Annotated in this window: 16 protein-coding genes; 5 read left to right on the top strand and 11 right to left on the bottom strand. The window is 35.2% G+C overall.

The features are described 5' to 3' along the window. The first annotated feature begins 287 nt into the window (after positions 1-287). Positions 288-1,031: an SDR family NAD(P)-dependent oxidoreductase gene (locus M1D73_RS17730; RefSeq protein ID WP_000768018.1), complete on the top strand. Its 744-nt coding sequence runs from the start codon at positions 288-290 to the stop codon at positions 1,029-1,031. Between the two features lie 112 nt (positions 1,032-1,143). On the opposite strand, the gene bshB2 is transcribed toward M1D73_RS17730, so the two are convergent. Together bshB2 and M1D73_RS17740 are read right to left on the bottom strand one after the other, a co-directional pair. Continuing rightward, a complete protein-coding gene (gene bshB2, locus M1D73_RS17735) occupies positions 1,144-1,806 on the bottom strand; it encodes a bacillithiol biosynthesis deacetylase BshB2 (protein ID WP_000439483.1) in 663 nt (220 codons plus the stop codon). 15 nt (positions 1,807-1,821) lie between these two features. Further along, positions 1,822-2,172: a YojF family protein gene (locus M1D73_RS17740; RefSeq protein WP_000407045.1), complete on the bottom strand. Its 351-nt coding sequence runs from the start codon at positions 2,170-2,172 to the stop codon at positions 1,822-1,824. Between the two features lie 262 nt (positions 2,173-2,434). On the opposite strand from M1D73_RS17740, the gene M1D73_RS17745 reads away from it, so the two are divergent. After that, complete coding sequence (locus M1D73_RS17745; protein ID WP_000437988.1) at positions 2,435-3,760, top strand: ArsB/NhaD family transporter; 1,326 nt, start codon at positions 2,435-2,437, stop codon at positions 3,758-3,760. A gap of 71 nt (positions 3,761-3,831) precedes the next feature. On the opposite strand, the gene M1D73_RS17750 is transcribed toward M1D73_RS17745, so the two are convergent. The 5 genes from M1D73_RS17750 to M1D73_RS17770 form a co-directional block, all read right to left on the bottom strand. Further along, positions 3,832-4,059: a coiled-coil domain-containing protein gene (locus M1D73_RS17750; protein ID WP_001047311.1), complete on the bottom strand. Its 228-nt coding sequence runs from the start codon at positions 4,057-4,059 to the stop codon at positions 3,832-3,834. A gap of 99 nt (positions 4,060-4,158) precedes the next feature. Beyond that, positions 4,159-4,710, bottom strand: a complete 552-nt coding sequence (locus M1D73_RS17755) for a GNAT family N-acetyltransferase (RefSeq protein WP_016123097.1) — start codon at positions 4,708-4,710, stop codon at positions 4,159-4,161. Between the two features lie 217 nt (positions 4,711-4,927). Further along, positions 4,928-5,836, bottom strand: a complete 909-nt coding sequence (locus M1D73_RS17760) for an iron-hydroxamate ABC transporter substrate-binding protein (RefSeq protein WP_000728218.1) — start codon at positions 5,834-5,836, stop codon at positions 4,928-4,930. 21 nt (positions 5,837-5,857) lie between these two features. Continuing rightward, the gene (locus M1D73_RS17765; protein ID WP_121868223.1) at positions 5,858-6,874 is read right to left on the bottom strand and encodes a FecCD family ABC transporter permease; all 1,017 of its coding nucleotides are present in this window, start codon (positions 6,872-6,874) and stop codon (positions 5,858-5,860) included. After that, the gene (locus tag M1D73_RS17770; RefSeq protein ID WP_000902730.1) at positions 6,875-7,909 is read right to left on the bottom strand and encodes a FecCD family ABC transporter permease; all 1,035 of its coding nucleotides are present in this window, start codon (positions 7,907-7,909) and stop codon (positions 6,875-6,877) included. 275 nt (positions 7,910-8,184) lie between these two features. On the opposite strand from M1D73_RS17770, the gene M1D73_RS17775 reads away from it, so the two are divergent. Next, positions 8,185-8,949, top strand: a complete 765-nt coding sequence (locus M1D73_RS17775) for a DUF817 domain-containing protein (RefSeq protein ID WP_121868222.1) — start codon at positions 8,185-8,187, stop codon at positions 8,947-8,949. 124 nt (positions 8,950-9,073) lie between these two features. Here the strand turns inward: M1D73_RS17775 and M1D73_RS17780 are convergent, their stop codons facing one another. After that, on the bottom strand, positions 9,074-10,111 hold the full coding sequence (locus M1D73_RS17780; RefSeq protein ID WP_481157928.1) for a DUF4003 domain-containing protein: 1,038 nt from the start codon (positions 10,109-10,111) through the stop codon (positions 9,074-9,076). A 150-nt stretch (positions 10,112-10,261) separates the two neighbouring features. Next, complete coding sequence (locus M1D73_RS17785; protein WP_121868220.1) at positions 10,262-10,717, bottom strand: DinB family protein; 456 nt, start codon at positions 10,715-10,717, stop codon at positions 10,262-10,264. A 192-nt stretch (positions 10,718-10,909) separates the two neighbouring features. Here M1D73_RS17785 and M1D73_RS17790 point away from each other — a divergent pair, with 192 nt between their 5' ends. Both M1D73_RS17790 and M1D73_RS17795 read left to right on the top strand, forming a co-directional pair. Continuing rightward, positions 10,910-11,398, top strand: a complete 489-nt coding sequence (locus tag M1D73_RS17790) for a DinB family protein (protein ID WP_000902409.1) — start codon at positions 10,910-10,912, stop codon at positions 11,396-11,398. Between the two features lie 227 nt (positions 11,399-11,625). Continuing rightward, positions 11,626-12,162 (top strand): GNAT family N-acetyltransferase, encoded by a 537-nt coding sequence (locus M1D73_RS17795; protein WP_001235430.1) that lies wholly within the window; start codon positions 11,626-11,628, stop codon positions 12,160-12,162. 112 nt (positions 12,163-12,274) lie between these two features. On the opposite strand, the gene M1D73_RS17800 is transcribed toward M1D73_RS17795, so the two are convergent. Together M1D73_RS17800 and M1D73_RS17805 are read right to left on the bottom strand one after the other, a co-directional pair. Next, positions 12,275-12,751, bottom strand: coding sequence for a DUF2690 domain-containing protein (locus M1D73_RS17800; protein WP_000771162.1), 477 nt, complete (start codon positions 12,749-12,751; stop codon positions 12,275-12,277). Between the two features lie 17 nt (positions 12,752-12,768). After that, entirely contained in the window at positions 12,769-13,281 is a 513-nt protein-coding gene (locus M1D73_RS17805; protein ID WP_000473741.1) for a YjfA family protein, read from the bottom strand. Positions 13,282-13,368 lie beyond the last annotated feature (87 nt).

The following is a 13,368-nucleotide window of genomic DNA, read 5'->3' on the forward strand; positions in this document are numbered from 1 at the left end:
TTGTTCCTTACCCTACAAATAATACTGAATGTTTATTTTACTTTTTCAACATCCTTACTCGCTCTGTTCGAGAGCTCTTTACCAAATATTCAATCTAATGATAAAATTGACCAAATTAATATTTTCGTCCATAACTGTATCAAAAAGTACACTAAAGAAAAAATAGCACTCTCACGATTAAGTAAACGCGAGCTTTTTTCTTCTATCTACTTACTATTTAAGGTTAATAGTTTAGTAACAAGATTTAAAAATTCGACTTAAATTCATTAATGAATGGAGAGGTTTATATGAAATTAAAAGACAAAGTAGCAATCATAACTGGTGGTGCAAGTGGAATTGGCGAATCTACTGTTCGTCTTTTTATCGAAGAAGGTGCAAAAGTAGTTATTGCTGACTTTTCTGAACGTGGAAAAGAACTATCAGATGAATTGAATGCACATGGATATAATACGTTATTTATTAAAACCGATGTAACAAAAGAGGCAGATATTAAACAGCTAATTCATGAGACAGTAAGTACATACGGTAAATTAGATATTATGTATGCCAATGCCGGCGTTGCTGATGATGCACCGGCAAACGAATTATCCTATGAAAAGTGGAAAAGAACTATTGATATTAATTTGTCTGGGGTATTCCTTTCTGATAAATATTCGATTGAACAATTTCTTAAACAAGGTACAGGTGGTGTCATCGTTAACGCTGGTTCGATTCATAGTTTTGTTTCATTACCTACACCAACAGCATACTCCTCTGCAAAAGGTGGTGTGAAACTATTAACTCAAAATTTATGTACTGCCTACGCTAAATATGGAATACGTATTAACGCGGTGTGCCCTGGTTATATTGACACCCCTTTACTAGGTAGTGTTAATCCTCAACAGAAAGAATATTTAGCTTCACTTCATCCACAAGGCAGACTTGGAACACCAGAAGAAGTCGCTAAAGCTGTCTTATTTTTAGCAAGTGATGATGCTAGTTTTGTTAACGGCACAACACTTCTTGTTGATGGAGGCTATACTGCACGTTAATTTAAAAATTTTGAAGCACCCTAAAAAATATATAGTCTTCAACAAGAAAAAGCGCCATCACAAGTGACGGCGCTTTTTCTATGTAAGAGCAACTAGAAGATATCCTTCTAGCCTACTCCCATTTATAAGTCCAAAACTGTTCAAGTTGCAGCCATTTTAATGTTGCTGCATCTTTGTTTTTTATTTTTGCATGCGTGTCTTCAAGCATTGCTTCTGTTTGTGAACGGTGCGCACCTAATGCAGTTAATTTATGATCAAATACTTCACTAATGTTATTTACAACATCCGGTTCTCCTAATACTGCTTCACGATTTTTCGTAATCGCAACAGCATGAATAACTGGGCGCTCTTCTTTTGGCATACGTGATACAGCGCGAACGACAGCACGGCCAAATGCATTATGATCTGGATGTACACCGTGCTCTGGATAAAATGTAATAATTCGAGATGGATTTACTTCTTGAATGATTGCTTCAATTTTGTCAGCAACGAAATCAACATCTTCAAATTCTAACGTTTTATCATGGAAGCCAAGCATTCTTAAATCTTTAATACCCATCGCTTCACAAGCATCTTTCAATTCTTTCTTACGGATATGTGGAATCGTTTCACGGTTAGCGAATACGTTCTTACCCATGTTACGTCCCATTTGTCCTAGAGTACCACATGCATATGTTACAGGTACTCCTTGATCTGTTAATAAGCGAATTGTTCCTCCCGCAGCATATGCTTCATCATCTGGATGCGGAAATACAACAAGTACATGTCTCTCCATAAGTTTCCCTCCTTCTTACTTAAATGGTGTTAAGCTTAACTCAAGTGCAACTGCTAGACGACCTAAATTATCATGTCCAGCTAATAATAAACGCTCTTGATCGTCTACTTCCCAGTGCGTAATACCTTCAGCATATACCCAACCGTGATCCATTTTCAGACCAACTCGGTATGGATTTGTTCCAGTTATCTTCCCGCGTTCAAAACGGATAATCGCATTTCGAATGAAAGCACCAACTGTCATCATCTTTTCATTTATATGTGATGCATACGCTCCGTTTGTCGTTTCTAAATGAATATATACATCTTTATTTACAAAACGTTCAATTTCATTTTGAATAAGAGAACTATCTTTTACTATTTCCATCGGAATTCACCTCTTTAAACCATTTTACGCAAAAATAATGTAAATTGCTATCTCTATATTAGAGGACAACGCTCACTTTTCCTAATAATTTGCACTGTGTTTTTTATATTTTTTATATGATATGTAAAAAATACATTTTTTCCTTCACTTTGTTAAATAGTTTTCTTTCTTTTTTGAATTTGCTACAATATATTTTATCCCGTATTATTGCAGCGAGATACATTTCGAAAATTGAATACATAATTTAAAGAAGGTGACATGATTGGAACAGTCAGCACATGAAGTAGCAAATTGGCAATATTATTTTGCAATTGCCGTATTTTTAATCACGTACGGATTTATTATTTCTGAGAAATTGAATCGTGCTGTAATCGCACTATTCGGTGCTGCTATTATGATTATTTTTGGAGTTGTAGATTTACATACTGCTTTCACATCACATATTCAATGGGAAACGATTACCCTTTTAATTGGGATGATGATTCTCGTACATATTACGAGTCAATCAGGCGTCTTTGAATTTGTGGCCATTAAAGCGGCAAAAGCAGCTGGCGGAAAACCGATTCGCATTTTATTATTACTATCCCTATTAACTGCTGTCGGATCAGCATTTTTGGACAATGTAACGACTGTTTTATTAATCGTTCCTGTTACATTATCCATTACACGTATTTTAAAAGTAAATCCTGTGCCTTATTTGATTTCAGAAGTGCTGTTTTCAAATATAGGCGGAACAGCAACATTAATCGGTGATCCACCTAATATTATGATTGGATCAGCAAACAAGCATTTAGACTTTAACGCCTTTTTACTTAACTTAGCTCCAATCGTAATTATTATTTCTATTGTGACACTTGGCATTATTTACTTCATGTACCGTAACAAACTAAAAACAACACCTGAACAAATCGAAAAACTAATGGCATTAAATGAAAAAGATTATATTAAGGATCAAAGCCTCCTTTTAAAATCTATTTCGATTTTAGGACTAACTATTTTAGGCTTCGTACTTCATTCGATTATTCATGTAGACGCTGCCGTTATAGCGATGACAGGCGCTACACTTCTTATGTTAATCGGCGTGAAAGAACATGATATTGAAGATGTATTTGCCCACGTTGAATGGGTAACCATTTTCTTCTTCGCCGGACTATTCGTTCTCGTTGGCGGGTTAATTGATATCGGACTTATCTCTTCACTTGCAAAAGAAGTAATCGGCGTAACAAACGGTGACATCGGATTCGCAGCTATACTTATTTTATGGGTATCTGGCATCGCATCTGCGACAATCGACAACATCCCTTTTGTCGCTACGATGATTCCTCTTATTCAAGACTTAGCTACAGGACTCGGACTATCTGTCGATTCTCCGCAAATCGAAGTACTATGGTGGGCGTTATCTCTTGGAGCTTGCTTAGGAGGAAATGGAACGCTAATCGGAGCATCTGCAAACGTAGTCGTTGCTGGTATTGCAAAACGTGAAGGACATGCTTTCTCTTATATGGACTTCTTAAAAATTGGTTTACCATTAACTATTGTTGCACTCTTGTTATCACATGCTTATATATATTTACGTTATTTAATGTAAAAGTTGTATTGCATGAAATTATATCGTCAAATCCAAAAGGTTTGCAGCATCGTGCTGCAAACCTTTTTTCATCACCAAAATATACCGATAATTGCTAAACCACCTAAAATCATACCACCAATTTGTCCGATAATTGTTGGTGATAATTGAACACCTTTTCTCACTTCAACAACTGGTCTTTCGTGCCTTAGTTGCTGCACTTCACTTTGAAGTTGGTGCACACTTCCGTGTAACTCTTTAATAAGTTCTTTTAATTCGGCGACCTCTTCATTTACTGGTTTTTCCTTTTCTAAATTCATTTTGCATGACTCCTTATAAATTCAATCAACACACTGTAAATTTTCGCCAATTACCATTATATCTCCTGCATACTACATATATAATTTCGAATGTACTTTCTAAACTTGCCGCTCTATCCATTCATCCCGCAATATCCCCATAATCATACGGTCAAAACACTTCCCATCTCTTTGAACCGCTTCTCTCATACAGCCTTCCATTTCAAAACCCATCTTTTTATACAATGCAATGGCAGGTTTATTATACGAAATAACATCGAGACCGATGCGGTGTAAATTCAATTCATAGAAAGCATACTTTAGAATAAGATGTATTGCTTCTTTCCCATATCCTTTTCCTCTATCATTCGCATCTCCTATACCAATGGCTAATAAACCTGTTCTGTTATTCCACTCTATACCATGAATCGCCACAAAACCAATTAAGCGATCTTCTTGAACTGTCCTTACCATGAAAGAAACACTATTCGATCTCCGTCCTTTTAATAACCCATCACTTGCTATTTCATTTAAAGATTGCGGGAATGCTACATCTGTATCAACATTTCTTAAATACTCACTATCTTCTTGCCACATAGCCATTACTTCAGCATCTGTTTCTCTCATAGCTGATAATTTAATCGTTTTATTTCGAAAAAGATTCATTGTCATTTCAAACTCTCCCTTTTAAATAACAGGGATACTTATTTTAGCCTATTTATCCCCTTGTTCCATAAACTGTTTCATAAACGGGATACTTACAATAAGCACTGACATTGGCACATCTCCTCCATATTGAATTAACTTCATTGTATAATTTTTTATTTATTCTAACAATAACAGAAAAGCCCTCCAAATTTTGAGGGCCTTTCCTAATAGCAAAACTATATTATTTCGTAAACATTTTCTCCGCTTCATCCATTGCCATTTTGTTTCCTAAAGCAGAATAGTCAAGCCATGGTTGATCATTGATAATGTATACGTGCTTGCCTTTAACTGCTTTTAAGTCTTTCCAAATTGGTGTTTCTTGAAGTTGTTTAAATGCTGCTTTTGCTTTATCATCTCTATTTACAACAACGAAAATCGCATCTGCATCAAAGTCAGGTAATACTTCTTGTGAAATGACTTCGAAAGGACGGTTTCCATCAATTTTCTCTACACCATTTGCAGGTTGTAACCCTAGGTCTTGGAATAAAATTGGTCCCATCGGTCTTTTCGTACTAAATACACGCAATTCTTTTGCAGTAACGCGAATTGCCATTACTTTTTCGTTATTACCTAGCTCTTTATCTATTAAACCTTTTACTCGTTTTGATTGCTCTTCGTAATCTTGAATATATTTATCTGCTTCTTTCTCACGGTTTACAAGTTTACCAACTTGTTTTAAATGCTCTCTCCACGTACCTTCATCTAAATTGAAAGAATGTGTTTTTGCAATTTTTTCGTATTTCGCTACATCTTTACCAGCATATTTTTCATCAACATAAATGTCAGTTGGCTTTAATTGAAGTAACGCTTCCATATTCGGATCTGTTACAACACCAAGCTTCTTCGTATCTTTCAACTTCTCTTTAGCGTGCGGTAAGAAATCTTTTAAATCTCCACCAATAACAGAACCTACTGGTGTAATTCCTAATGCAAGTAAATCATTTGTTAAATGAATAGACATTGAAGCAATTTTTGGATCATTACTTTTTTCCGTTTTTTTCGTTGCCTCTTCATTAGCTTTCGTTTGACCACATGCTGCTAATACTAAAATACACATCATGCTAAATAAAATAGTAAGTTTCTTTTTCATATGTTCTCCTCTTTGAAGTATTTATTTTGTTTTTGTAAGTAAATAAAGAAAATACGGTGCTCCTAAAGCTGCCACTACTACACCAGCCGGAATAGAGTTTGGCTCAAATATAGAACGACCTATCGTATCTGCTAGCACTAAAATAATCATTCCGATAATGCCAGCTAAAGGAAGAAAGTGTTGATATGTAGTACCTACTAACTTCCTTGCGATATGCGGAGCAACTAAACCGATAAAACCAATTCCTCCTGCCATCGATACACTTGTGCAAGATAATCCAACCGCTGTAGCTAAAAGTAATAACCGTTCTTTTTGAACAGAAACACCAAGTCCTGCTGCTACACTATCACCTAGTGACAATGCATTTAACGTTTTAGATTTTAGCCACGCATAAGGGGTTAGTATGAAAATCCAAGGTAATAATGCAAAGACATGAATCCAATCCCTTCCCCACACGTTACCAACTAGCCATCTAGAAGCGAATGTATACGTCTCATCATTTAACTTGAGAGAGAAAAATAACGAAATTGCACTAAAGCCAGCTGAAACTGCAATACCAACGAGAATAAGTCTAATGGGAAGTAAACCTTTTGACCGATCACTCGCAAGTAAAATAATAAGAAATGCAGCTAATACTCCTCCGCCAAATGTAAATAACGGTATTAAAATGGATGCACTCTCATTAATAGAATGAAAGAGAGTAACAAATACGATAAGACCGAAAGATGCACCTGAATGCACCCCTAAAATACCAGGATCTGCAAGTGTATTACGTGATAACCCTTGCAAAATCGCACCGGAAATACCAAGACCAATACCGGCTAACATCGTGATTATTATTCTTGGCATACGATAATCATATAGCACGGTTGCACTCTCAAAATTACCATAACCCAAAAGTGTTTCAATTACTCTAAGTGGCGCTATACTCAGTGTCCCTGTATTTAAACTAATTAAAATTACAGCGATACTTATACATCCGAAGATTGTAGTTACAGTAATAGCTCTCTTTTTATCCGTGTTAAAAAGATCCTTCACTTATAACTCCCTCCCAACTTTACGTGCTATATAGAGGAAGAACGGAACTCCAACAAGAGCTACCATAATCCCTATCGCAAGTTCCTTAGGAGGATTTACTGTTCTTGCCCCTAAATCAGCTACAACTAATAACATAGCTCCTAATAATGCTGACATAGGAATAATGAGTCTATAATTAACACCAACTAATTTTCTAGCAATGTGCGGGATAACTAGTCCTACAAATCCAATAGAACCAACAGCTGAAACAGAAACACCTGCCAGAATAACTACTATAATCATCCCTAGTATTCTCGTTCGGTTCGTTTTCACTCCTAAATTTGTAGCAACATCATCCCCCATTGATATGAGTGAAATAGATCTCCCTAGCATTGTCGCGAAAATAATCGTTATAAGAATAATAGGGACTAAAAATTTCAAGTGTTCCCACTTAACCCCTGCAACACCACCAGCATACCAAAACGCTAAATCTTGGCTTAAATCATAATAAATCGCAACACCTGAACTTAATGAATGTAAAAGCGCTGCCATAACCGCTCCAGCAATCGTTAACCTCATTGGTGTTAACCCGCCTGATGTTGCTGATCCAATAACAAAAATAAGTACTGTACTTAAGACAGCTCCAATAAAGGAAACAATCATTAAATAGGAATACGGCATATGTGGGAAAAAAGCAAAACTAAGTGCTACTACAAACATCGCACCTGCATTTATTCCGAGTACACCTGCATCAGCTAAAGGATTTCGTGTTACACCTTGCATAACAGCACCAGCAACCGCAAAAGCTGCCCCTACAACTGCTGCACCAATTACTCTCGGGAGCCTTAATTCATAAATAATTTGGTGCTGTGTTAGTTTCGGATTATAATCCAAAACCGCTGCCCACACCGTTTGTACATGAATATCTTTTGCACCAAATGAAATGGCTAAAAATATAGATCCAATTAAACATAAAATTGTTAAGCTCATGAAACATATGAACTTAATATGTATCCAGCGGTTATTACCAGCATGTACAGTAGACTTATGTAACATGTTTCATTTCATCCTTTATATTCAGTTGTTTTTTATAATTATTTTTTATTTGTAATTATTATTGATAATAATTATCATTTTCATTTAGATATTATATCGCCACTTTTTTTAAATAGCAAACTATTTTTTCACTTCGCTAAATATTAAAATACTCATTACAATTCCCTTCCAAGACTTACAAATACACGCAAAATAGACTACTAGCTTATTTTTAAAAGTGTAGTATACTTAATCATTATTTTGATTTTTCTAATAAAAATTCCAAAGGTGACACAATGTTCTATATAAAACAACTACTATACTTCACTTACGAGCAAGCATTATCTTGCTTATTCCCAGTCGTTATTTTCTTAACACTAGCCCTTTCAAAAATCGTTTCTATTCCAGGGTTATATCGCTATGATTTCATATTCATCGCATGTCTTCTTATGCAGTGGATTATGTACAAGACTGGACTTGAGACGAAAGACGAATTAAAAGTAATTACTGTCTTTCACCTCATCGGCCTTTTACTAGAAATATATAAAGTTCATTTCGGTTCATGGAGTTATCCTGAAGAGGCGCATTCAAAGATTTTTGGAGTCCCGCTTTACAGCGGCTTTATGTACGCAAGTGTCGCAAGTTACATATGCCAAGCGTGGAGAAGGTTGTATTTACAAATGCATTATTGGCCGAAAGCTATTTTTACCGTGCCATTAGGAGCAATGATTTACTTCAATTTTTTCACGCATCATTTTCTATACGATTTTAGATGGTTCTTAACTTTACTTCTATTCATCGTTTTCTTTCGGACATTTGTGGAATTTTCATTACGAGGCGTTACATATAAAATACCACTGGTTCTCTCCTTTTTCCTTATCGGTTTCTTCATTTGGATTGCAGAGAACATCGCAACATTTTTCGGTGCATGGCAATATCCAAATCAACGGGAAGCATGGAACCTCGTTCACTTAAGCAAAATTAGTTCATGGTTTTTACTCGTTGTTATTAGTATTATGATTGTTACGCAACTCAAATATTTGAAGCAATCAAAAAGATAATGCTAATTATGTAAAAACAGTTAGCCCATCACTCATTAGAGAGTGATGGGCTTTTTTTAGTAATATTTTTTAAACCGACCTTATCAAAGGAATTATAATTTACAAGAGTATAAGCAGTTGCACATTATGAACTACTACTAGCAGAAGATGTTGCTGCAGATGAAGCGGCAATCGTTGCCATCATAGCAGCCTGTTGTGCTTGTATGAGGACTTCTATCATTGTTTGTAAACCTGTGTTGGTAGTTTTACTTTCCTCACCTTTCTGACTTACGAACAGTTGAATAGCAATAAGAATATTTGTATCTGTATGCCAACGGAACAATTTATCCCCCTGCAATTTTTCAATAAATGCTCGAATAGAATGAATCTCTTTTTCTCCATCCTCGAGTAACGCTAGTAGCCCGATAGCTGGGTAATGCATCTGTTTTACTTTTACCTTTTCTTGCTTTAACAAATTCCATATATTTGTGCATTTTGCAACTAATAGTTCTTCCCTGACCTCCTTCTTTAATGAAAGAATATGACTCAAAAATTGAAGATCATTCCCTTTACGCAAACCAGCTGTCGCTAGTTTCTGATAAAGACGTTCCACTCGGTCCATAAGTGTTTCTACATGCTCTGATTGTCCTGCTAATAAAACTGCGAGCGGATAATCATTTGTACTTGTAAGAAAGAGATGATCCTTTTTCATGCGTTTATATACTTGCATCGAACGCTGAATGTGCGCGCCATGCTGTTCATCTTCTTCTGTCAAAAGCACAGCTGCTGCGAGATAAGTAAATATACTCCGGCTAAAGCCACCAGTGACCAATTGTTCATATAAATCTAAAAACGTCCGAAAAGCTTTCTTGTAATCTGTAAAGTGAATATCTAATGTTGCGGCCACTACAAAACGATGATAAGACTTTAAGTATGAAAACATCCCTACCTGATTCTTAATATAACTACTAATTTCTAAAAAACGTCCGAGATCAAACAATTTATCACTACCTGCATACATAGCCGCAATCATCATTCCTGTTCGAGAATCACTCGCTTTCCATTTTAGTTCTCCCTTTAACTGTACATATGTATGTTTATATTGCTCCAACTTTTTCTCTAATGTAATCATAGTATTCACCCCTATTTCTAGTTCTTCTCTATCATTATACGTATATTCCATATTTAGGAATACTATAATTAATAATCACAACATAAAAAATTCTCTAATCCTTCAAGAAGTTATACAAAAAAGGTAGATAATAATTTATCTACCTTTTTTGTATATATTATTTAACATTACAACTGTATTGCTTGTTATATGCAATTAAGACTAAAGAGCTTTAATAATACGTTCCATCGCCTTCATTTGCCCAATATGATCAGCTTCATGATAAAGCATCATACCGTAAAGCTCCCCTACTGTTTCCAATCCTAGGAATGGCTCTGGCAGTTTATTTTCAAATGCTTCTGCTGGAGTTTCGTTAATACGTTTTGCTTGTTCTTTTAATTGAGCCGTTAACACTTCTAACGATGGTCCTTCTGTCGTCCATTTAGATGGTCTTGATCCATATCCAAACATACCTGGATATTCAGTTGGCAATTGTTTAAATTCTCTTCCGAACATGAAAGTCTCTGCTGCTGTTAACACGTGTCCAATATGCCAACGAATTGTATTGTTAAAACCCTCTGGCTGCGTATCCACAGTTTTATCATCTAACGTTTCCATAAATTTAAGTAACGCCCCGCGCGTTATTTCAAATTGTTTTAAACCCACTATTCTATTCATTTTATCGTTCCCCTTCTTGATGTACAATTTATTATGAACTAAGAATGTTCAACTTACTAAAGTTTCACCTTGTTTAATCTATCAGAAACAAATAAGAAATACATCTAATATGCTTATTAAAAATAATAAAAAGGTTCACTCCTCGTAAATATAGAATTACTTACTATGTTAATAAAAGAGGAGTGTACTTGCATGTTACATATTTTAAAACAACAATATAATCTTATTAGCTCTACAAGAGAAACTCTATTTTCGTTTTTGGAAGAAATCCCAGTAGAAAAATTACATAGCACAGTTTCTAATTTCGGAAGCGGTAGCATTATAAAGACTCATATTCATGTAGCCGATTGCTATCGATACTGGCTTGGATCATTCGCATTCAAGCAAAAAAGAGCAGATTTTTCATTTGCTAGCGATTACGAAATTGAGCATGCAAATGTGGAAAAAGTTCGCGCTAGATTTAAGTTAGTAGATGAGACTGTACAACATTTTTTAGATGAATACAATGACCGTTGGCTCGAAAATATAGCAAATGAAGTGAAATGGCAAAAAGAACCTTGGAGCACAACTCCGCTATGGCTTTTAACTCATACGGAGACGCATGAATTTCACCATAAAGGACAAATTGTATCTATGGCTCGTCACCTTGGATATACTCCTCCTGATACAGACCTTAGTTAATACATTCGTGTTCATTTAAAAGCGGAATGAGCAGCAAGAATAATAGTATGATCAAAAAACTCGTTGATACATTTTGTTGTGTATAAAACATTTATTATTTGTTTTAGGTATACCATGCCATTATAAAATTCATGTAACATCGAATTAAGATTCATATTTTTTATGTAACTCATTGAAGAAAGTTAAGTATTTATACATTCAATTACTAACTAAAGGAGAAAATTATAATGAGATTAGAGAGCGAGAGAATTTATTTAAGGCCTCTTTGTCAGCTAGATGCTCCTATTATATTAGAAAGTACAATGGATGATGAAATAAGATATATGACTGGAACTAAGTCCACTTTTTCATTGGAGCAAATTACGAAACATATAGATCATATAAATAATGATTCAAGTCGCTATGATTTCGCTATTTGTTTACAAAGTACTGACAAGATGATTGGAGAGTTGTCGATTTTAGATATCGATGAGGAGAACAAAAGAGCAGGATTCAGAATATCAATGCTTTCAATAGCATTAACAGGACAAGGCTATGGAACGGAAGCTATTAAAATAGTTTTAAGATTTGTTTTTGAACAACTATCATTAAATCGTTTACAGTTAGAAGTATTTAGCCATAATTTACGCGGAATTAAAGCTTATAAAAAAGTTGGTTTTGTAAAAGAAGGAACCTTACGTCAATCTTTATTTTATAACGATACATACTCAGATGAAATTATTATGGCCATACTTAAAAGCGATTATATAGAGAGACCTTTGTAAATGGATGCAGTTAATCTATTAAACAAATTTAAAGAACCTTACCACAATAAAATGCAGTAAGGCTCTTTCATTTTTATATCAAATAACAGCTCTTAAAACATGTATAATCGTATTAATACCAAATAGTCTCCGCATAATTATATGCATCACTATTCGGAATTGCATGTTTCCCTTGTGCTTGTGCCTTTCTTGGATCTAAATCATATACCATTGGTGTATAGCATGATGTTTGCCCTTTATTTACAACACCATTTCCTCCAGCACTTCCGCAAGTGTATGCCTTTCCATCTGTTTTTCTAACAATCCTTGCATCAGCTTCATTATTATAAACTGCCAGGCGAGTTACAGTAACTTTTGCCCACGCTGTTTTACACGTCGTGCTAAATTTTAATTCCACATAAGAATTTGAATCAATCCACTTCTTTTCTTTCGTTACTGCAGATTGATCACAGCTGTTATAATAAGGACTTTTCCCATCATATGAATGGTCTTCTGCGTATGCTTTATCGCTATTAGTCGTGCTAAACATACTAGTTACAACGAGTAAAGATAGCAATAAACATGCACTCGTCTTTTTTAAAAGTTTCATATCATTTCACTCCTTTCTTAATAACGTGCTGTTTTCCCGTAACCGTTATTAAACGTAACTGCTTCAGCATCTGCTGTGTATCCGAAATCAGCAGTCAAATCAAATACCATTCCTGTATAAGTGCTCGTTTGACCTGTTTTTATTGTGCCGTTCCCCTGATTAGAAGTAACTGATTTTTGGAATACACCATTTTTGTATTTATTCACAACAGCGTACGCGTACACTCCTCCCGAAACAGCTGGTGCTGGTTGATCTAAAACAAACTTAGCCCATGCTGCATGACATTTATTACTGTAACGTAAATACACTGTCCCTACTTTTTTACTACCTTCATATACAGCTGTAGATTTTGCATTAAATCCATCTGCATCACACGTCGTACTTCCCCCGTATACTTTCGTTGTTGCTGGATTTTTCCCGTCATAATAACTGCTTAAATCAGTAGCTGCAAATGTACTTCCTTGGAAACTAAATAATACCCCTACACTCGCTGCACTTAACACACATACTTTCATTAGCTTTTTAAACATTGTAAATCTCCTCCCTCAAAATAAGTACGTTTATCTATCCCCTATGTACGCCCCTCCTTTCATGCTGCCTAGAGGCATCTTACAGAA

The sequence above is a fragment of the Bacillus sp. PK3-067 genome (assembly GCF_056738645.1).